This window comes from Sphingobium subterraneum (assembly GCF_014199435.1).
GTDB classification, from domain to species: Bacteria; Pseudomonadota; Alphaproteobacteria; order Sphingomonadales; family Sphingomonadaceae; genus Sphingobium; species Sphingobium subterraneum.
Genome location: NZ_JACIJP010000003.1, coordinates 145,376 through 165,671, shown reverse-complemented (window position 1 = coordinate 165,671; position 20,296 = coordinate 145,376). Strand labels below are relative to the sequence as shown.

Annotated in this window: 14 protein-coding genes; 10 read left to right on the top strand and 4 right to left on the bottom strand. The window is 62.7% G+C overall.

The genetic code is table 11. From position 1 onward, the window contains the following. The first annotated feature begins 46 nt into the window (after positions 1 to 46). The 3 genes from FHS92_RS11270 (at position 47) to FHS92_RS11260 (ending at position 5,206) form a co-directional block, all read left to right on the top strand. Complete coding sequence (locus FHS92_RS11270) at positions 47 to 3,157, top strand: efflux RND transporter permease subunit (RefSeq protein WP_184080639.1); 3,111 nt, start codon at positions 47 to 49, stop codon at positions 3,155 to 3,157. Between the two features lie 46 nt (positions 3,158 to 3,203). Continuing rightward, a complete protein-coding gene (locus FHS92_RS11265) occupies positions 3,204 to 4,442 on the top strand; it encodes a DUF445 domain-containing protein (protein WP_184080637.1) in 1,239 nt (412 codons plus the stop codon). 215 nt (positions 4,443 to 4,657) lie between these two features. Then, on the top strand, positions 4,658 to 5,206 hold the full coding sequence (locus tag FHS92_RS11260; RefSeq protein WP_184080635.1) for a hypothetical protein: 549 nt from the start codon (positions 4,658 to 4,660) through the stop codon (positions 5,204 to 5,206). On the opposite strand, the gene murA is transcribed toward FHS92_RS11260, so the two are convergent. Together murA and purD are read right to left on the bottom strand one after the other, a co-directional pair. Beyond that, complete coding sequence (murA, locus tag FHS92_RS11255; RefSeq protein ID WP_184080633.1) at positions 5,193 to 6,476, bottom strand: UDP-N-acetylglucosamine 1-carboxyvinyltransferase; 1,284 nt, start codon at positions 6,474 to 6,476, stop codon at positions 5,193 to 5,195. The genes FHS92_RS11260 and murA overlap by 14 nt on opposite strands. A 63-nt stretch (positions 6,477 to 6,539) precedes the next feature. Then, entirely contained in the window at positions 6,540 to 7,823 is a 1,284-nt protein-coding gene (gene purD / locus FHS92_RS11250) for a phosphoribosylamine--glycine ligase (RefSeq protein ID WP_184080954.1), read from the bottom strand. A gap of 7 nt (positions 7,824 to 7,830) precedes the next feature. Between purD and xseA the strand changes: the two genes are divergently transcribed. From xseA to FHS92_RS11230, 4 genes are all read left to right on the top strand, one after another. Next, on the top strand, positions 7,831 to 9,330 hold the full coding sequence (gene xseA, locus FHS92_RS11245) for an exodeoxyribonuclease VII large subunit (protein ID WP_184080631.1): 1,500 nt from the start codon (positions 7,831 to 7,833) through the stop codon (positions 9,328 to 9,330). A gap of 14 nt (positions 9,331 to 9,344) precedes the next feature. After that, positions 9,345 to 9,569 (top strand): DUF2093 domain-containing protein, encoded by a 225-nt coding sequence (locus FHS92_RS11240; RefSeq protein ID WP_184080952.1) that lies wholly within the window; start codon positions 9,345 to 9,347, stop codon positions 9,567 to 9,569. A 16-nt stretch (positions 9,570 to 9,585) separates the two neighbouring features. Continuing rightward, on the top strand, positions 9,586 to 10,476 hold the full coding sequence (locus tag FHS92_RS11235; protein WP_184080629.1) for a M23 family metallopeptidase: 891 nt from the start codon (positions 9,586 to 9,588) through the stop codon (positions 10,474 to 10,476). A 352-nt stretch (positions 10,477 to 10,828) separates the two neighbouring features. Beyond that, a complete protein-coding gene (locus tag FHS92_RS11230) occupies positions 10,829 to 13,846 on the top strand; it encodes a TonB-dependent receptor plug domain-containing protein (RefSeq protein ID WP_425506247.1) in 3,018 nt (1,005 codons plus the stop codon). A 75-nt stretch (positions 13,847 to 13,921) separates the two neighbouring features. On the opposite strand, the gene clpB is transcribed toward FHS92_RS11230, so the two are convergent. After that, positions 13,922 to 16,501: an ATP-dependent chaperone ClpB gene (gene clpB / locus FHS92_RS11225; protein ID WP_184080625.1), complete on the bottom strand. Its 2,580-nt coding sequence runs from the start codon at positions 16,499 to 16,501 to the stop codon at positions 13,922 to 13,924. A 101-nt stretch (positions 16,502 to 16,602) separates the two neighbouring features. Beyond that, positions 16,603 to 16,995, bottom strand: coding sequence for a DUF983 domain-containing protein (locus FHS92_RS11220; RefSeq protein WP_184080623.1), 393 nt, complete (start codon positions 16,993 to 16,995; stop codon positions 16,603 to 16,605). Between the two features lie 128 nt (positions 16,996 to 17,123). Between FHS92_RS11220 and pabB the strand changes: the two genes are divergently transcribed. The 3 genes from pabB (at position 17,124) to FHS92_RS11210 (ending at position 20,268) form a co-directional block, all read left to right on the top strand. Further along, positions 17,124 to 18,302 (top strand): aminodeoxychorismate synthase component I, encoded by a 1,179-nt coding sequence (gene pabB, locus FHS92_RS18360; RefSeq protein WP_425506250.1) that lies wholly within the window; start codon positions 17,124 to 17,126, stop codon positions 18,300 to 18,302. Between the two features lie 78 nt (positions 18,303 to 18,380). After that, positions 18,381 to 18,965 carry an aminotransferase class IV gene (locus FHS92_RS18355; RefSeq protein WP_246351966.1) on the top strand — a complete coding sequence of 195 codons (585 nt, stop codon included), beginning with the start codon at positions 18,381 to 18,383 and terminating at the stop codon, positions 18,963 to 18,965. Positions 18,966 to 19,065: 100 nt separating this feature from the next. Beyond that, complete coding sequence (locus FHS92_RS11210) at positions 19,066 to 20,268, top strand: pyridoxal phosphate-dependent aminotransferase (protein WP_184080621.1); 1,203 nt, start codon at positions 19,066 to 19,068, stop codon at positions 20,266 to 20,268. Positions 20,269 to 20,296: the final 28 nt, after the last annotated feature.

Here is a 20,296-nt window from a genome sequence, read left to right as displayed (position 1 = left end):
CCGGTGGCGTCGCGTGTGGCGGGCCGGTCACAGAAAGGCATGATGCGTGAATTTTCGCAATATTTCGTCGTGGTCCATCCGCAATCCGATTTCGCCTTTGGTGCTGTTCGCCGCGTTGCTGCTTGCTGGAATCGTGTCCTTCTATCGTATGGACGTGAACAATAATCCGGACATCAGCTTTCCCGCAGCACAGGTGATCGTCAGCCAGCCGGGCGCCGCGCCCTCTGAACTGGAAACGCAGGTCACGCAGCGGATCGAGGCCGCGGTCCGGGGCATCAACGGCGTCGACGAAATCACGTCAAGCGCCACGGAAGGCACCAGCACAACCTTCGTCCAGTTCCAGATCGGCACGCCCGTCGACCGTGCCGTCAACGACGTACGTAACGCGGTGGCGCAGATCCGCAGCGAGCTGCCCGACGGGATATTGGAACCGCAGGTAGTGCGCGTCGACATCGATGGGGGGCCGATCGCGTATTTCAGCGCCGAAGCGACCGACATGACGCTGGAGCAATTGTCCTGGTTCGTCGACAACACGGTCGCCAAGCGCCTGCTGGGTGTGGAGGGCATGGCTGCGGTCAAGCGCGGCGGCGGCGTTTCGCGCGAGATCCGTGTGATCCTCAAGCCCGAGAAGCTGCAGGCGTTCGGGATCAGCGCCGCGCAGGTCAACCAGCAGCTGCGTCAGGTGAACCTCAACGCCACCGGGGGCAGGGCGGAGATTGCCGGGGCAGAGCAGTCCGTGCGCGTCCTGGGCAATGCGGACACGGCCTATGCGCTGGGCGAGACGCAGATTCAGCTGCCGGGCGAGCGTACGGTTCAGCTCTCGGAACTCGCCGACGTCAAGGACATGTACGCCGAGCAACGGTCCTTCGCGCTGATGGACGGACGGCAGGTGACGAGCATTTCGCTGGAAAAGTCGAAGGGCAGCTCCGACGTTACCGTATTCGACGCGGCGAACAAGGAGATGGAGGCGATCGCCAAGGAGAATCCCAAGGTCAAGTTCAAGCTGCTGTTCACTACGGTCGACTATACGCGTGCCCAGTATCATTCCGCGATGATCTCCATGGTCGAAGGCGCGGTGCTCGCGGTAGTGATCGTGTTTCTGTTCCTGCGCGACTGGCGGGCGACGGTCATTTCCGCGCTGGCCATTCCCTTGTCCGCGATCCCCGCCTTCTGGTTCATGGCCATGATGGGATTTACACTCAACACGATCTCGCTGCTCGCGCTCAGCCTTGTTGCAGGCGTGCTGGTGGACGATGCCATTGTGGAAATCGAAAACATCGTGCGGCACATGCGCATGGGCAAATCCGCCTATCAGGCATCGATCGATGCTGCCGACGAAATCGGCCTGGCGGTCCTTGCGACGACCATGGCGATTGTCGCGGTGTTCCTGCCGGTGGCATTGATGCCAGGCATATCCGGACAGTTCTTCATCCAGTTCGGCATGACCGTCGTGGTAGCGGTACTCCTCAGCCTGGCCGTCGCGCGCATGATCACGCCGATGATCGCCGCCTATTTCCTGAAGGCCCATGGCGAGGAAGGCCATGGCGAGGGATGGCTGATGGACCGGTATATGGCGCTGCTCCACTGGTCGCTCGATCATCGCTGGAAGGTGGTGCTGTTTGGGGGCGGGGGTGCGTTTGCCCTGACAATTCTGTCCTTTGCGACGCTGCCGATGACCTTTCAGCCAACGCTCAACAGCAATTCCAGTCAGATCAAGATCGAGATGGTGCCCGGCACCACGCTCGAACAGAGCCGTTATGTCACGCAGAAGGTGGCCGATTTGGTCAGCGCGGATACGCAGATGGTCGACAGGGTGTTCGCCGAGGTTGAGCCTACTACCTCGTCGCTCTATGTATCGCTTCGCGAGGACCGGCCGATGACCAGCGTCGCATGGGAGCGCGCCACAGCGCCAAAGCTCGCCGATATCGCTGATGCACGGATCAATTTTCAGTCGCAGGCGGGTGGCGGTGGACCGGGCAGCGGTCGCGACATCACTATCATGCTGGGTGGCGATGATGCAGCCTTGCTCAACGCTACCGCGCGCCGCGTCGTGGAACAGATGTCGAAGCTGCCGGAATTGCGCACGCCGCGGCTCGAGGGCGATTTGCAACGGCCGGAAATCATTATCCGCCCGCATATGGACCTTGCCGCCGAACTCGGCGTAACCACCGCCGCGCTGAGTCAGGCGATCCGCATTGCCACGCTGGGCGACATTGATCAGAACAGCGCCAAATTTTCCCTGTCCGATCGCCAGATCCCCATCCGCGTTTCGATTGACGAAGATGCGCGCAAGGATATCGGCACCATCCAGAACATGCCAGTGCCGACGGCCAATGGCGGCTCCGTTCCGTTGCGTGTGGTGGCCGACGTCAGCTTCGGCACCGGTCCGACGCAGATCCGCCGCTACAATCAGGTTCGCCGCGTCGTGATTGGCGCGGATTTGGCGCCGGGCGTGGTGACGAGCGAGGCCGACAAGAAGATCGCTGCCCTGCCCGCGCTCGAGAAACTGCCTCAGGGGATCCGCAAGCTGAATGTGGGCGACGCCAAGTGGCAGGCAGAGCTGGTCATGAACTTCGCGATCGCGGTGTTCTCGGGTGTGCTGCTCGTCTTCGCCGTGCTCGTTTTGCTTTACAAGCGCGTGATGGCGCCCTTCGTCAACATGGGGTCTTTGCTGCTCGCACCGCTGGGGGGCGCGCTGGCGCTTCATCTGACCGGCCAGCCTATTTCGATGCCGGTGCTTATCGGTCTGCTCATGCTGCTGGGGATTGTTGCGAAGAACTCGATCCTGCTCGTCGACTTCGCACTGGAGGAGATGGGCAAGGGCGTTCCAAAATATGACGCCATCCTCGATTCCGGTCATAAGCGCGCCCAGCCGATCGTCATGACGACGGTCGCGATGGTGGCGGGGATGATACCCACGGCGCTGTCGCTCTCCGGTGACGGGGCGTGGCGGCAACCGATGGGCATCACGGTGATCGGCGGCCTGCTGCTTTCGACGGCGCTTACCCTGGTGATCGTCCCGGCATCATTCAGCCTTGCGACCGACATCGAAGAGTGGATCGCACCCAGGCTCGCCCGGCGCCTGCTCACTTACAAAAAGGGGGATGCGGAAGCCGCGCATCTCCCGGATCATCATGCTCCCCATCCGGCCGAGTAAGAATCGTGACGGAACGGGGTGGGCCATTCATGCGCTCTGATCGCGTATGAATTCAGATCAGTTGGTCAACAACCGCGGCATTTACCGCGCCGCGACGGCGCTTCTGCTGGGCATGGCGGCACTCTTCGTGCTCGCCCGGCTGCTGGCGGACCGTCATCCGGCCTGGGGGTTTGTGCAGGCATTCGCGGAAGCCGCGATGGTCGGCGGGCTGGCCGACTGGTTCGCGGTCACGGCGCTGTTCCGTCATCCGCTCGGGCTGCCGATCCCTCACACCGCGATCATTCCCCGGAATAAGGATCGGATCGGCGATGCGCTGGCTGTCTTCCTGCGCAGCAACTTCCTGACACCCCGCGTCGTCGCACGGCGCATGGCGCGCTGGGATGTGGCGAGCGCGCTTGGGCGTTTCCTGACGCAGCCCACGGGCGTTGCGGGACGGCTGCGGCGCGGGGCATCCCGGCTGGCTGCGGACCTGCTGGAAGCGCTCGATCATGAACGGCTCGGCGGCATGGCCAAGGGCGCGTTGGTGCAGCGGCTGTCCGCGCTGGACCTCGCCCCGTTGTTGGGGCAGGCCATGGAGGCGGCGATGCGCGACAACCGCCACGCGCCGGTGCTCGACGGCATGATCCGCTGGGCGAGCCGTATGCTCGATGCGCAGTCGGACATGATCCGCGCGATGGTGCATGAGAAATCCGGCACGCTCCTGCGCCTGACCGGCCTGGACGAGACGCTCGCCAACGCGATCATTGATGGTTTGCTCAGGCTGCTTGCCGAGATGGAAGAGGACAGCGATCATCCCATCCGCCTGAAGGCGCAGGAGGGGCTGGAGAACCTTGCGCACAGGCTCCAGCATGATCCGGCCACGCAGGCGAAGGTGGCGGCGATCCGCGATGAGATCATCGCCAATCCGGCAATGCAACGGTGGATTGACGGGCTGTGGGAACAGGCACGTCAGGCGCTGCTCAAGGCCGCCCGCGATCCGCAAGCGGCCTTGGCGGGGCGTCTGGGCGAGGTGCTGAACCAGATGGGCGGTACGCTGCTCAACGACGCGGCGCTGCGCATGGTCATCAACCGCTTTGCACGCCGCACGGCCGTGGGCATGACGGCGAGCTATGGCGACAATATCGTGAAACTGGTGAGCGAAACCATCCGCGGCTGGGATGCACGGACCGTGACCGAGCGGCTGGAAACCACCGTCGGTCGCGACCTGCAATATATCCGGATCAATGGGACGCTGGTGGGCGGGTTGGTGGGGTTGGGGATCCACGCGGTCGAGATTTGGGTCTAGAAAAGCCGTTGCTGTCGTCCTTCTCCGCAGATGTACTCTTCGTCTGTTAAATCACTGTAAAATGAATGATTTAGATCATTTTGGTGGCAACGCTATCCACAAATAAATTGCTGTCATAGTGGATATAAAAGAGTTCTTTTCTGTCCGGTCAATATTCAAAAACTTAATATCCCGGCGATAGAGGCGCATCGGAACTATAATATTGGGGGTTTACCATGTCCGATGATCTTGCACTGCTCAAACGCCAGTGGGAACTTGGCATCATTAGTGGCGAAGACTATTTCATTGAAAAGACACGTCTTACTTCGACTACGAAGGTGGCCGCAGGGGCGGCCGCAGCGGTTGGGGCGCACAGCGTCGGATCATCGAAAGCGGTCAAGCTGCTGTTCGCGTCCACCTTGGGCAGTGCCGTTGTCGGCGCCACGGGCATCGGGCTTTACGCGTTCACCCATACATCGCGTGCCCCGAGAACGGAGCCGGCGATCGAAGCGCCGCTGTCCCCCGAGTTGGAAGCGATATCGTCAGAGGGTGAACGGAGCCATCAGGACTATCGCGTTCCCTTCGGCCCGAACTTTGCCCGTACCGATCCGTCTGCGCCGCCGCAGAGCATGAGTGCACCGGCTGACGGCGTGCTTTCGTCTGCAAACCGGCGCCCCGTAGAGCTTGAGTCGACCAATTCGGTGTCGTCCCGTCGTGGGGCGGGCTCCTCCCCGGCCGATGCTGCCGTTTATCCGCGCAGGCCCGATAGCGTTAACCGTCGCTGACGCGCTCGATATCCGCTCCGGCGGCGGACAGCTTTTCTTCCAGGCGCTCGTAGCCGCGGTCGAGGTGATAGACACGGTTGACCTGCGTTTCCCCGGTTGCGGCGAGGCCCGCCAGAATCAGGCTCATGGATGCGCGCAGGTCGGTGGCCATCACGGGCGCGCCCGTCAGGCCAGCAACCCCTCGCACCACGGCTGTGCGGCCGTTGACGGAGATATCGGCACCCATGCGCGCGAGCTCCGGGACATGCATGTAACGATTCTCGAAAATCGTTTCGGTCAACACGCTGGCCCCATCGGCCAACGTCAGCATCGCCATGAATTGCGCCTGCATGTCCGTGGGGAACGCGGGGAACGGAGCAGTGGAAATTGTGAGGGGGCGCAGCTTTTGGTGGGCGGTGACGCGGATGATGTCGCGCTCCACGCCGACCTCCACACCGGCCTCGCGCAGGGCGGACAGCACGGCCTGCATATCGTCAACATGGGCGCCCACCAGTTCGACGTCGCCGCCCGTAATGGCGGCCGCGCAGGCATAGCTGCCCGCTTCGATCCGATCGGGCATCACCCGATAGGTCGCACCGTGCAGCCTCGGCTTGCCGGTAATGACGAGCTTGTCGCTGCCTATACCCTGAATGTCGGCACCCATGGCGGTCAGCAGTTTGCACAAGTCGACGATTTCCGGTTCGCGCGCAGCATTCTCAAGCACGCAGGTTCCGCTCGCCAGCACGGCCGCCATGACCGCGTTTTCCGTTGCCCCGACAGACACCACCGGGAAGGTGAAGCTGCCGCCTGGCAACCCTCCATCCGGCGCGGAGGCGCGGACATAGCCTGCCGTGATCTCGATGATCGCGCCGAAGGCTTCGAGTGCCTTTAAATGCAGATCGATGGGCCGGTTGCCGATCGCGCAGCCGCCGGGCAGGGACACGGTCGCCTGTCCCGCGCGGGCCAGCAGCGGACCGAGCACCAGGATCGACGCGCGCATCTTGCGCACGATGTCATAGGGCGCTTCGGTAGAGGTCACCCGCCCGGCACGCAGGGTCATGACCCTGCCGAAATCCTCCGGCCGTGCGCCCTCGATCATCGTCGAGACGCCGAGCTGGTTCAGGAGGTGCCCGAAGCTGTCGACGTCGGCAAGGCGGGGCAGGTTGCGCAGCGTCAACGGCTCGTCCGTCAGCAGCGCGCAGGGCAGCAGCGTCAGCGCCGAATTCTTCGCGCCGGAAATGGGAAGACGGCCGGCAAGGCGATTGCCGCCGCGAATGAGAATGCGATCCATGGGCGAGGGTATTACCGGCTAATGCGGGGAGCGCAAGGGGCCTGAAACCCATGATGCGAATGATTAACGGACGCCCTTGGCGCTTTCGCGTTCGACTTCGCGCCAGCCGATGTCGGTACGGCAAAAGCCGCTCGGAAAATCGATCGCCTCGACCAGCGCATAGGCTTTTGCCTTGGCCTCTGTCACGCTCGCGCCTGTCGCGGTGACGTTGAGAACGCGCCCGCCATTGGCCACCAGCGCGCCGTCCTTTTCCGCCGTACCCGCGTGGAAGATCTTCGCGCCGTCCGACGCTGCGGGCAGGGTGATGGCTCCCCCCTTGTCCGGCGTGCCAGGATAGCCGCGCGCAGCCATCACCACCGTCAGCGCGGTGTCATGCGATAGCGTCACCGGGCCATAGTCGGCGAGCGTCCCCTCCGCCACGGCGAGCAGCAGGGCAGGAAGATCATCCCCCAGCCGCATCATCAATACCTGGCATTCCGGATCACCGAACCGCGCGTTATATTCGATCAGTTTCGGCCCCTCGCTCGTGAGCATCAGTCCCGCATAGAGCACGCCGCTGTATGGCATGCCTTCGGCCGCCATCGTATCGACCGTGGGCCGGATAATCCGGTTGATGACCTGCGTTTCCAGCTCGGGCGTCAGGACGGACGCGGGCGAGTAGGCGCCCATGCCACCGGTATTGGGGCCAGTGTCGCCATCGCCGACGCGCTTGTGGTCCTGCGCGCTGCCGAAGGGCACGATCGCCCTGCCATCCGTCAGGGCGAAGAAACTCGCTTCCTCGCCGGTCATGAATTCTTCGAGTACCACTTCCGCGCCCGCCACGCCGAAGCTGCCCGAGAACATGTCGGTGATAGCGGCTTCCGCTTCTTCCCGTGTCAGCGCAATGATGACGCCCTTGCCCGCCGCCAGCCCATCGGCCTTGATGACGACTGGGAGGGAAAAGCGCTCCAGCGCTGCATGTGCCTCGTCCACACTGGTGGTGCGCACATAGGCTGCGGTCGGAATGTCGGCGCGGGCGCACAGATCCTTCGTGAATCCCTTCGATCCTTCAAGTTGTGCGGCCGCTTTGCTCGGCCCGAACACAGGTACGCCCGCCGCGCGCAAGCTGTCGGCCAGCCCGTCGACCAGAGGCGCTTCCGGCCCGATCACCACCAGCGCGATTCGGTTCGCCGTGCAAAACGCGACGACAGCCGCATGATCGCCGACGTCGAGGTCGACCAGCATGGCGTGCTCGGCTATGCCGGGGTTACCGGGTGCGGCGTATAATCTTTCCAGCCGGGGTGATTGCGCGAGCTTCCACGCCAGTGCATGTTCGCGCCCGCCCGCGCCCAACAACAGGATATTCATCGCCATCATGTCCCCAGAAAACAGTGCCGCATTCGATGCTTCGGGCCGCCTGTTAGCCCAAGAGCCGGTGGGGGACAACGCACCGCCGCTGTCGGTGTCGGAATTGTCCGCCGCTTTGAAGCGGACGGTCGAGGATCGGTTCGGCCATGTGCGCCTGCGTGGCGAGATTTCGGGGTATAAACGCGCGGCGTCCGGCCATGTCTATCTGTGCCTGAAGGACGATAACGCCATTATCGACGGCGTGATGTGGAAGGGCGCTGCCGGGCGACTCGCCTTCGCGCCGCAGGACGGGATCGAGGTGGTCGTTACTGGCAAGCTCACCACCTATCCGGGCCGGTCCAAATACCAGATCGTGATCGATCGCATGGAACTGGCGGGCGAAGGCGCGCTGATGCAGCTGCTCGACAAGCTGAAGCGGCAATTGGCGGGCGAGGGTCTGTTCGATGCGGACCGCAAGGTGCCGCTGCCGTTTCTGCCGCGCGTCATCGGCGTGGTGACGTCGCCGACCGGCGCGGTCATTCGCGACATTCTGCACCGGCTGGAGGATCGCTGCCCGACCCATGTGCTGCTCTGGCCGGTGCTGGTTCAGGGGGAGGGCGCGGCGGCGCAGATCGCAGCGGCGGTGCGCGGGTTCGATGCGATGGCGACAGGGGGCGTGATCCCGCGTCCCGATCTTGTGATTGTGGCACGGGGCGGGGGTGCGATCGAGGATCTGTGGGCGTTCAACGAAGAGGCCGTTGTGCGGGCGGTTGCGGAGTGTTCGATCCCGATCATCTCCGCCGTGGGTCATGAAACCGACACGACCCTGTGCGATTTCGCCGCCGATGTGCGCGCGCCGACACCAACTGCCGCTGCCGAGATCGCCGTGCCCGTTCGGGCGGAACTGCTCGCGACGTTGACCGAACTGGGGCTACGCGGCGGGCGGGCGGCGCGGCGGGGACTGGAGCATCGCCGGGAACGGCTGACGATGCTCGCGCGGCTGTTGCCATCGCCCGAAGCGGTGCTTGCGATCCAGCGGCAGCGCAGTGACGATCTGGGCGAGCGGCTGGGCCGGGCGCTGCGGCACCGCGTGGCGCTGGGTCAGCGCCAGCTCGCCGATGCGGGCGGTGCGTTGCGCCCTGCGCTTCTGCGGCAGCGGCTGGAGCGCGACCGGGCGCGGATCGATGCGTTACGGTTGCGGCCGGAACTGGTGCAACGGCAGATCGTCGACCGGCGGGCAAAGCTCGACGCGACGTGGCGGCTGGCGCTGTCGCTCGATCCGCGTCGTCCGCTGGAACGCGGCTTTGCGCTGGTGCAGGCTGGGGGACGGATCGTGACCAGCGCAGGCGCGGCAAGGGATGCTGGCGCGATGTCGCTTACCTTCCACGACGGCTCCGTCGATGTCGTCGCCGGCGAGGGGGTTGAGCGGCCACCGGAAAAGGCGCTATCGTCGGCGCCGAAACCAGCGCGGCGGGACGGGACGGGGGCATCCCGGCAGCATGATCTGTTTGCCCCGCCGACAGAGTGAGGATCATGAGTTCGATGTTGATGTCGTCCAAGGACCAGCCCGCCAAGCTGCATTACATGGCTTACAGCTTCCGGGTGCTCAGCCCTGGTGACTATGTGCTGTGCGCGGAAACGGGCGCGAAGATCCTGCTCGATGACCTGCGGTACTGGTCGATCGCGCGCCAGGAACCTTATGTCAGCGCGGCCGCATCCACCGCCGCCGAAGTCAAGGATTGCAACAAGCGCGGCCTGCCCGCGTGAAGAACGGACGGGCTTGATGCGGCGTCGCCTGCCCGTCGCCCTGCTGCTTCTCACCGGGATGGCGAGCTGTGTGGCTCCCTCCGCGCAGACGCCACCCGTGGTCCCCGCGCCTCCTGTTGCTGCGCCGGAAAAGGCGCCTCTTCCGGAGGCTCCCCTCGTCCTGCGCGGGGAAGCACGGCAGGGCAGCGCCCTCTACGGCACGGTTCCGCCCGGGACGGTTGCGCTGCGCCTTGGAGGGCAGCCGGTTCCTTTTGCACCGGACGGCGCATTCATGGTCGCTTTCGATCGGGACTCGCCGACTACATTGCGGCTGGAAGCCGACCGCAGCGATGGCAGCACGGTGGCGCGGGATCTGGCTGTGGCGCCGGGAAACTGGCGGATCGAGCAGGTGAATGCGTCGCTGACCGCCGGGATCCCGACAGCGGAGTTTCAGGCCCGACGTGCGGGCGAACTGGCGCGAATCGAGGCCGCCCGCGCGACCAGCGCCGTTTCCGATGGTTGGCGGCAGAGCTTCATCTGGCCCGTCCGCGCACGCATATCCGGGCTGTTCGGCTCGCAGCGCATCTACCGGGGGACCCCCGGAAGCTATCACAGCGGCGTGGACATCGCGGCTCCGGCAGGAGCAACCTTCGTCGCCCCGGCCGGTGGCGTGGTTGTCCTTGCGGCGCAGGAGCCGTTCACGCTCGAAGGGCGCCTCCTCATCATCGACCATGGGATGGGACTCAGCAGCGCGTTTCTTCATTGCGCACGGCTGGACGTGAAAGAGGGCGACGTGGTGCACCAAGGGCAGGTGCTGGGCACAGTGGGAGCGACCGGCCGGGCGACTGGACCCCATTTGCATTGGGGAATGAAATGGACGGCCGCCCGGATTGATCCGGTGGCGCTGGTTAGCCAACCGACCCCCTGAGAATGGGACGTGCAACGAAGCTATGGATTTTCTGCCACAGTTATAATTATATTTCACAATTGTGTCGTGGCCTGCAACCTTCGTTTCCGTGCCGCATTGAAGGCGCCAATACGTGGAAACGGTCCGGCTGTGACAACTAAGCAACGCTCCTGATGAAATGCGTTAACCCGACTTCCCCGGACATTTACAAATCTCGTTTCTTGCCCAAACATTAACGGCGCAAATGGAAAGTGTCTCTAGCTGTCGGGCGTTTCCGGGTGATGACTGTCGGGTCACACACGGAAAGAGATACATTCCCTCTTTGTGAACATCGGCGGCTTGCCGCCTTACCTCCAGAGCAAGGGACTGGACTGTGAAAATAACCTCTACTGCGGCGCTGCTGCGCTGTGGAGTCGCGTCTGCGGTATGCGCAGCGACTCTTTTTTCCGCACAAGCGATGGCTCAGGAAGCTGCGACGACCGCCACAGAGGCGCCCGCAGCGGATGAAGGCGAAATCATCGTTACGGGTTCAATCTTGCGGCGTAACGACATTGATACACCGTCACCGATTACCGTACTTTCCGCTGAGAATCTGGATCGTAGAGCGCAAACTTCCACTCAGGAGGCGATCCAGAATCTTGCTTCAAACAACGGACCTGCGCTGACCAACTCGTTCTCCGCGAACGGGGCATTTGCTGGCGGAGCATCGGCCGTATCATTGCGAGGCCTGTCGACCAACTCCACACTCGTTCTGTTCGATGGTCTGCGTGCGGCTTATTACCCACTGGCGGATGACGGCACGCGCAATTTTGTCGATCTCAACACAATCCCTGACGATATTATTCAGGAAATCGAAGTGCTGCGCGATGGCGCATCATCGAGCTACGGTGCAGATGCGATCGCCGGTGTCGTCAACATCAAGACGCGGCGTCAGTTCAGCGGCGTCGCGGGCCGCGCTGAAGCAGGCATCTCCTCGCGCGGGGACGCCGCCAATCAACGCCTCAGCCTGATGGTCGGCAAAGGCGACATCGCCAGTGATGGCTTCAACGTCTACGCAAGTGGTTTTTACAACCACAGTGCGGCGCTTTATAACCGGGACCGCGGTTATCCTTACAATTCGGACGATCAGCGCAACATCTGCTTTAACGGTAATTGCGGACCGAACAATGTCGTCAACGGGCTGAACGGAGACGGCGCATTCCCGGACAACGGTTTCAACACTGCACTCGCAACATTTTTCGTGCGCCCTTACGATGCAACCAACACGACGGCACAGGGACGCAACCAGTTCCTAAATCCCGCCGCGGGATGCCGCGCCGGTACGGCCTATAATCCAACTGCGGCAGAACTGGCGCTTCCCAACAACGGGTCGGTTCCCACCACCGTTTGCCAAGAAGATATAACCAACCTCTATGGTGTGATCGCTCCAGAAATCACTCGGTTCGGTGGATCGCTGAAGGCGACGGTCTCGGTCGGCGACAATTCGGAAGCCTATGCACTGTTCAATTTCGTTCAGAGCAACGTCTCTTACAGCGGCATTCCTACCACCATTCGTGGAAATGCAGCGCCGCCGTTCTTTTTCCCGCGCTACAGCACATCCGCGCCATCGGTTGCTTATGGCAACTCGGTATTGACGCTGCCAGTGTTCGTCTGCCCGCGTGGCACCACCGCGCCGTGCACGGCGGCCAACGGCACGCTCAACCCCAACAACCCTTTTGCCGCCCAAGGGCAGGTCGCACGTCTTTCCGGTCGTCTTTCTGACTCGCGCGAATATGACGAAACCCGCAGCCGGGTGTATCGCGTTGCCGCCGGGATTAAGGGCACCGTCTTCAATAACTGGGATTACAGCGTTGATGTAACGGCAATGCACAATGAGTTACGGCATGAATATCGCGGCTATGCCTATATTCAGCATCTGCTGGATGTGATTGCCGACGGCAGCTACAATTTTGTTAACCCTGAGCTTAACAGTCAGGCAGTCCGTGATTACGTGACACCGGTCAACATCAACAACTCGACATCAGATTTGTATCAGGCCCAATTTTCTTTGGGTAAGTCGTTGTTTGATTTGCCCGGCGGGCCGTTGCAGATCGGTTTCGGCGCGGCCATTAGATATGAAGCTGTTGATGCGCCAAGCGCAAACTCAGACATCAACGGGCCAACGGAACGGTATTTCCGTATTAACGGATTTGGTGTGAAGGGACACCGCACTGTTTATTCAGCCTATGGTGAGGTCAACGCTCCGGTTCTGGACAGCGTCGAGCTGAACGTATCGGGCCGGTATGACAAATATTCGAGCGGTCAGAGCAACTTCTCGCCAAAATTCGGCGCCACCTTTACGCCTATCAAACAGGTGTTGTTGCGCGGCACATACTCGCGCGGTTTCCGTATCCCCAGCTTTGGTGAGGCCAATGCAACGTTCCCGACGACTGGCTTCGTTGGTAACAGCGCGGGCACCTTCAACGACGCCTATCTCGCGCAATATGGGTGCACCGTGGCCACGTTCGACGACGACTGCCCCACTTACCTCAGCACAGGGTCTTACGGATCGACCAACCTGTCCAACCCCAACCTCCGCCCGGAAAAATCACGCAGCTTCACGGGTGGCGTGGTGTTTAAGCCCACACGCAATCTCACTTTTTCGGTCGATTATTATAACATCAAGAAAACAGATGTTATTACAACGGCGAGCGTGACACCCGCGCTTAAGGCCTATTATGCCGGTCAGCCGATTCCTGCTGGGTTCACAGTTACGCCCGACGGTGTCGATCCTGATTTTACGACCGCAATACCGCGCGTTGCATTTGTGGGTGCGCAGTTCATCAACGCCAACACGCAGAAGTCGGAAGGGTTGGATTTTGCGGCCAATCTGAATCTGCCGCTTAGCGACAGGATCTCGTGGACCTCCAACATCGAAGCGAGCTATATCATCGAACTGAGCACGACGTTCCCCGATGGGTCGAAGGAAAGCTATGCTGGTACGCTGGGCAACTTCAACCTCACTGCGGGATCGGGTACCCCCCGCTGGCATGCCAACTGGCAGAATACGTTGAGCTTCGACGATAAGTTTACGCTGACTGGCACGGTGAACTATTTCGACAGCTATAAGCTGACAGCCGAAGACCAGTTTGGTCCTGGTTCTCGGAATGATTGCTCCGGCTTTGATATAGACTACACGCCTTGCAAGGTTCGCCGGTATATCACCCTCGATCTGGTCGGGACTGTGAAGGTAGGGGATAACTTTACCTTGTACGCAAATGTGCTGAATGTGTTGAATGATCTCCCGCCGATTGATGCTGTCACCTATGGTGCGCATCTCTACAATCCGATTCAGGGCGGCACCGGCATAATTGGTCGGTCGTTCCGGGCAGGCGTCAAGGTCGGCTTCTAAGCCATACATTACACATGAAAAAAGGGCGGCGGGATCATTTCCCGTCGCCCTTTTTCATGCACATGCGCGGTCGCCTTACACCCGGCCGAGGGCCAAGCCTCCGTCGCCTTCCTCCACGCGGATCGTCGAGCCATCGGGCACGTCGCCGCGCAGGATCATGTCGGCGAGCGGGTCCTGCAGATAGCGCTGCACCGCGCGCTTGAGGGGCCGCGCGCCGTAGACGGGGTCGTAGCCCACCCGGCCCAGCCACGCACGCGCGCCGTCGGTCAGGTCGAGCATCACCTTGCGGTCCTTCAGCAGCTTGCCGACCCGGCTTACCTGAATGTCGACGATCGGACCCATATGCTCCGCCGCGAGGCGGTGGAACAGGATGATCTCGTCCAACCGGTTGAGGAACTCGGGGCGGAAATGCCCGCGGACGATTTCCATCACCTGCGGTTCGACATCCTCGACCTTCTGCCCTTCGGTCATGCCGGAGAGATACTGGCTGCCCAGATTGCTCGTCAGCACGATGATCGTGTTGGTGAAGTCCACCGTGCGACCCTGCCCATCGGTCAGTCGCCCGTCATCGAGCACCTGGAGCAGCACGTTGAACACGTCGCCATGCGCCTTCTCGACCTCGTCGAACAGGATCACCTGATAGGGACGACGCCGCACGGCCTCGGTCAGCACGCCGCCTTCCTCATAGCCGACATAGCCAGGAGGCGCGCCGATCAGGCGGGCGACGGAGTGTTTCTCCATGAACTCGCTCATGTCGATGCGCACCATCGCGGCGGGATCGTCGAACAGGAATTCGGCGAGCGCCTTGGTCAGCTCCGTCTTGCCGACGCCCGTGGGGCCGAGGAACAGGAAGCTGCCCAGCGGGCGGTTCGGGTCCTGCAATCCGGCGCGCGCGCGGCGGACGGCGGTGGATACGGCCTTCACCGCATCGGCCTGACCGATCACGCGCTTGCCGATTTCCGCCTCCATCGCGAGCAGTTTTTCGCGCTCGCCTTCCATCATCCGCTCGATCGGGATGCCGGTCCAGCGCGCGACGACACCCGCGATATCCTCGGACGTCACTTCTTCGCGCAGCATCGCGCCCTTGGCTGTGCCTTCCGCTTCGGCCAGTTGCCGCTCCAGATCGGGGATGCGGCCATAGGCAAGCTCGCCCGCTTTCGCGAGGTCGCCTGCGCGCTGCGCCTGCTCCAGCTCGATGCGCGCGGCATCAAGCTGCTCCTTGATACGCGATTCGCCCGCGATCTTGTCCTTCTCCGCCTGCCAGCGGGCCGTCAGCTCCGAGGACTGCTGTTCGAGATTGGCGAGGTCGTCCTCCAGCGTGGCGAGACGATCCTTCGATGCCTGATCGGTCTCCTTCTTGAGCGCCTCCCGCTCGATCTTGAGCTGGATGATGCGCCGGTCGAGATTTTCGATCTCCTCCGGCTTGCTCTCCACCTCCATGCGCAGCCGCGACGCGGCTTCGTCCATTAGGTCGATCGCCTTGTCCGGCAGGAACCGGTCCGTAATGTAGCGGTGCGAAAGCGTCGCGGCCGAAACCAGCGCGCTGTCGGTGATCCGCACGCCATGGTGCAGCTCATATTTTTCTTTCAGGCCACGCAGGATCGAGATGGTGTCCTCGACCGTCGGTTCGCCGACGAACACCGGCTGGAAGCGGCGTTGCAGGGCGGGGTCTTTCTCCACATGCTTGCGATATTCGTCGAGCGTGGTTGCGCCGATACAGTGCAGTTCGCCGCGCGCGAGGGCGGGTTTCAGCAGATTGGACGCATCCATCGCACCTTCGGATTTCCCCGCGCCGATCAGCGTATGCATCTCATCGATGAAGAGGACGATATGCCCCTCCGCACCTTTCACCTCATCGAGCACGCCTTTCAGCCGTTCCTCGAACTCGCCACGATATTTTGCGCCCGCGATCAGGCTGCCCATGTCGAGCGCCATCAGCGTGCGGTCCTTGAGCGTGTCGGGCACGTCACCATTGGCGATGCGCAGCGCCAGCCCTTCCGCGATGGCGGTCTTGCCGACGCCGGGCTCACCGATCAGGACGGGATTGTTCTTGGTGCGCCGGGCAAGGATCTGGATGGTCCGGCGGATCTCCTCGTCGCGGCCGATCACCGGATCGAGCTTGCCGTCGCGGGCCGCCTGCGTCAGGTCGCGTGCGAATTTCTTGAGCGCATCGTAGCGATCTTCCGCTCCCGCCGTGTCGGCGGTGCGTCCGCCGCGCAATGCATTGATTGCGCTATTGAGCGCTTCGGCCTTGACCCCGGCCGAGGCCAGCGCTTTTCCGGCGGCCGTGGTGGGCGATAGTACCAGCGCGAGCAGCAGCCGCTCGACAGTGACGAAGCTGTCGGCCGCTTTCTGGGCGATCTGTTCGGCCTGATCGAGAACACGGACGGCATCGTTATCGAGCCCAGGGGGCTGGGACGCGCCGGAGCCGGACACGGCGGGCAGCTTGGCGAGCGCCGCGTCGGTTTCGCGCATCGCGGTGGCCGCATCGCCGCCACTTGCCTTGATCAGGCCGGACGCCATGCCCTGCTCGTCTTCAAGCAGCGCCTTCAGGAGATGTTCGGGTGTAATCCGCTGATGATTCAGGCGGATAGCGACGGTTTGCGCGGACTGAAGGAAGCCCTTCGCGCGATCGGTGAATTTTTCGAGGTTCATAACAGCCCCTTTCCAGTGGATAGGTGCAATATGGTGTTGCGGAAATGCAACACAAGGATGTGGATCAAATTTTGTCGTTTTTTCTCAGGCGCTCGGGGAGTTTAGCCCCGGTGCGCGAATCCGTGCATCCGCCGTGCCCATTGAAACGCGATCACGCCGCCCTTGACCGGCTGAATCATTGCAGCGGCCAGCACGAAGGCGAGGGTGGGCCAAAGCCCCGCCTGCCAGGCAAACGGGATTGCGAGCGCCGAGTTCACCTCGATCATCGTCGGGACCATGATGTGCCCGAGCACGATGATGACGATATAGGAGGGGAAATCATCGGCTTCATGCCCGTCGAGCGCTTCGCCGCACTGGCGGCAGGCGCTGGCCGGTTTGAGAAACCGGCCAAAGATCGCGCCCTTTCCGCAGGCCGGGCATCGGTTGCGCAGTCCCCGGCCGACGGCGCGACGCCAGGGGCGTTCGGGCAGGGGCGGAGAGGCGCTTTCGGTCATGGTCGGCTGTTAGACGCTCTAGTCCCCCGCCGCAACCGGACCGGCTGGTCATGCTTGTCACAAAAGACTGGTCCGAGCGGATGTCGCCTGCCAATACGCGCGTGCCCATGTCGGAATTGTCGCGCCCCTTGAAGTTGCCTGACGCGCCGTCGCCGTTCGTCCTGATCGACGATGCGCGGGAACGAGACGCGCGCCGGGCGAAGCTCTATCGCGATCCGGTGGAGGTGGTTGAGGCCCGGTCGCTGGCCCAGGTTGTGCCTGCGCTCGAACGGCTGCGTCAGGCGCGGGAGCGGGGTCTGCACGCCGCCGGTTATATCGGATATGACGCGGGGGCTGCCCTCGAACGCAGGCTGGAAAGACTGGACCGACCGGCTCGGGAAGGCGACGCGCCGTCGCTGTGGTTCGGGCTGTTTCGCGATGTTCAGGAGATCGCGCCGGAGGACGTGTCGGACCTTTTCCCGGCTCCGGTCGACGTGGGCGGTCCCTTGCGCCCGCTGATCAGCCAGGAAGACTATGGCGCGGCGTTCGCGCGGGTAATGGATTATATCCGGGCGGGGGACATCTATCAGGCCAACCTCACTTTCCCGTGCGAGGTGCCCTTCTCCGGAGATGCGCGCGCGCTCTACGGCATGATCCGCCCGCGTGCCGCCGCTGGTCATGGCGCGCTGGTGATGACCGGAACGCATTGGCTGCTGAGCTTTTCGCCCGAGCTGTTCTTCACGCTGGACGGGCAGGTGCTGACGGCACGGCCGATGAAAGGCACCGCCGCGCGGAGCGACGATGGTGTGCAGGACGCCGCCCATGCGGACGCTCTGCGCGAAGACCCGAAGCAGCGCGCGGAAAATCTGATGATCGTCGATCTGCTGCGCAACGATCTGTCACGCGTGGCGGAGCCAGGCAGCGTGCGGGTGCCGCATCTGTTCGCCATCGAAAGCTACCCGACCGTCCACCATATGACCTCGACGGTGACCGCCCATCTACGGGAAGGGCTGGACGCGATCGACGCGATCCGGGCACTGTTCCCCTGCGGGTCGATCACCGGCGCGCCCAAGGTTCGGGCCATGGAGATTATCGACGCGGTCGAGGCGCGTGCGCGCGGACCCTATACCGGGAGCATCGGCACGATCGATCCTGACGGGGACGCGGCATTCAACGTTGCCATCCGGACGATTTGCGTGAAGGATGGGGACGATCACGGTATTCTGGCCCTGGGGTCCGGGATCGTGGCGGATTCGCAGGCGGATGATGAATGGCAGGAATGTCTGCGCAAGGGCCAATTTCTATCGGGCTTGAGAACGGAACGCTGAGTGACACTGGCTGTTGAGAACGACGATATCGCAGAGCTGGCCTCCCCGGATGACGCACGGTTCGATCTGCTGGAAACGATGGCGTTCGACCCTCTCGAGGGGATGCCATTGCTGGAATATCATCTCGCCCGGATCAAGGCGAGCGCCGACGCGCTGGGCTTCGCATTCGATCGGCATGGCGCGCGCAACGAATTGCAGGCCGCGACTTTCCGGCTGCGCCAGAAGAGCCGTGTCCGCATGCTCGCGTCGCGGGGCGGCGCTCTGGCGATCGAAGTGCGCGACTACCGGACCTGGCCAGAGCCGATCATGCGTGTGGCCATTGCCCCTTGCCCGCTGGCCCCCTCCGACTGGCGGCTGGCGCATAAGACCACCGATCGCGCGCATTATCGGAAGGCTCTTGCGCAAGGGGGTACCTACGAAGTGCTGATGACCGACGAAGCGGGCTATCTAACCGAGGGCTGCTTTTCCAACATCTTCGTGGAACGCGGCGATCGGCTGGTCACACCGCCCTTGTCGCGCGGCCTGTTGCCGGGCGTGCTGCGGGCGAGCCTGATCGAGCTGGGCGAAGCGGTGGAGGGCGATCTCCGTCCCTATGATCTGGAAAACGGCTTCTTCATCGGCAATGCATCGCGCGGGATGGTTTCGGCGACGCTCGTGCGCTGATGCGCTGACCTGCGCATAGAGGGGTTGCCCCGGCACTTTCGCGCATCTAAGGAGCCTGCGTTCCGCTCTCTTCCTCAGACACAGCGAAAGAAAGTCTCCCATGTCTCAAACTTCCGCCGCGCTTGGCCGTATCCAGCCGTCCGCCACCCTCGCGATGAGCGCACGGGTCAGCGAACTCAAGCGCAACGGCGTCGATGTGATCGGCCTGTCGGCGGGCGAGCCGGATTTTGACACTCCCGATTTCGTGAAGAACGCGGCGATCGCCGCGATCCGCGCCGGGCAGACGAAGTACACCGACGTCGACGGCACGGCCGAGGTGAAGGACGCGGTGGCGCTGAAGTTCAAGCGTGACAATGGACTTGTCTATACCCGCAGCCAGATCAGCGTGAACTCGGGCGGCAAGCACACCTTGTTCAACGCGCTGGTCGCGACCGTTGACGTGGGCGACGAAGTGATCATCCCGGCGCCCTATTGGGTGAGCTATCCCGACATCGTGAACTTCGCGGGCGGCACCCCGGTGTTCATCGAGGGACCGGCGAGCCAGGGGTACAAGATCACCGCTGCCCAGCTTGATACCGCGATCACGCCACGCACTAAGTGGGTGATGCTGAACTCCCCCTCCAATCCCTCGGGTGCGGCCTATAGCGCGGACGAACTGAAGGAACTGGGCGAAGTGCTGCTGCGGCATCCGCACGTTTATGTGATGACCGACGACATGTACGAGCATGTCTGGTACGCGCCGACGCCGTTCGCGACGATCGCGCAGGTGTGTCCGGAGCTGTATGACCGCACGCTGACGGTCAACGGTTGCTCGAAGGCGTTTTCGATGACCGGCTGGCGTATCGGTTTTGCCGGTGGGCCGGAATGGATCATCAAGGCGATGGCCAAGCTGCAGTCGCAGTCGACGTCCAACCCCTGCTCGATCAGCCAGGCGGCAGCGGTGGCAGCGCTGACCGGTGATCAGGATTTCCTTGAAGAGCGCAATGCGGCGTTCAAAAAGCGGCGCGACATGGTGGTCGCCATGTTGAATGACGCTCCGGGCCTGGATTGCCCGACGCCCGAAGGTGCGTTTTATGTTTATCCCGACGCCAGCGGCGTGATCGGCAAGACGACGCCGAAGGGCCAGAAGATCACCACCGATGAGGAACTGATCAGCTATTTCCTCGATGAGGCAAAGGTCGCAGCGGTCCACGGTGGCGCGTTTGGCCTGAGCCCGGCGTTCCGCATCAGCTATGCGACATCGGAAGAGGTGTTGAAAAAGGCCTGCACCCGCATCCAGGAAGCCTGTTCGGCACTCAAATAGGATTTTCGCTGTTCCGTTCATGGCGGGG

Bases quoted from the DNA above. Each gene is read 5' to 3' on its own strand.
- FHS92_RS11265 (WP_184080637.1), top strand. From the start codon at position 3,204: ATGAATTCAGATCAGTTGGTCAACAACCGCGGCATTTACCGCGCCGCG.
- FHS92_RS11260 (WP_184080635.1), top strand. From the start codon at position 4,658: ATGTCCGATGATCTTGCACTGCTCAAACGCCAGTGGGAACTTGGCATC.
- murA (WP_184080633.1), bottom strand. From the start codon at position 6,476: ATGGATCGCATTCTCATTCGCGGCGGCAATCGCCTTGCCGGCCGTCTT.
- purD (WP_184080954.1), bottom strand. From the start codon at position 7,823: ATGAATATCCTGTTGTTGGGCGCGGGCGGGCGCGAACATGCACTGGCG.
- xseA (WP_184080631.1), top strand. From the start codon at position 7,831: ATGTCCCCAGAAAACAGTGCCGCATTCGATGCTTCGGGCCGCCTGTTA.
- FHS92_RS11240 (WP_184080952.1), top strand. From the start codon at position 9,345: ATGTTGATGTCGTCCAAGGACCAGCCCGCCAAGCTGCATTACATGGCT.
- FHS92_RS11235 (WP_184080629.1), top strand. From the start codon at position 9,586: ATGCGGCGTCGCCTGCCCGTCGCCCTGCTGCTTCTCACCGGGATGGCG.
- clpB (WP_184080625.1), bottom strand. From the start codon at position 16,501: ATGAACCTCGAAAAATTCACCGATCGCGCGAAGGGCTTCCTTCAGTCC.
- FHS92_RS11220 (WP_184080623.1), bottom strand. From the start codon at position 16,995: ATGACCGAAAGCGCCTCTCCGCCCCTGCCCGAACGCCCCTGGCGTCGC.
- FHS92_RS18355 (WP_246351966.1), top strand. From the start codon at position 18,381: ATGGCGTTCGACCCTCTCGAGGGGATGCCATTGCTGGAATATCATCTC.
- FHS92_RS11210 (WP_184080621.1), top strand. From the start codon at position 19,066: ATGTCTCAAACTTCCGCCGCGCTTGGCCGTATCCAGCCGTCCGCCACC.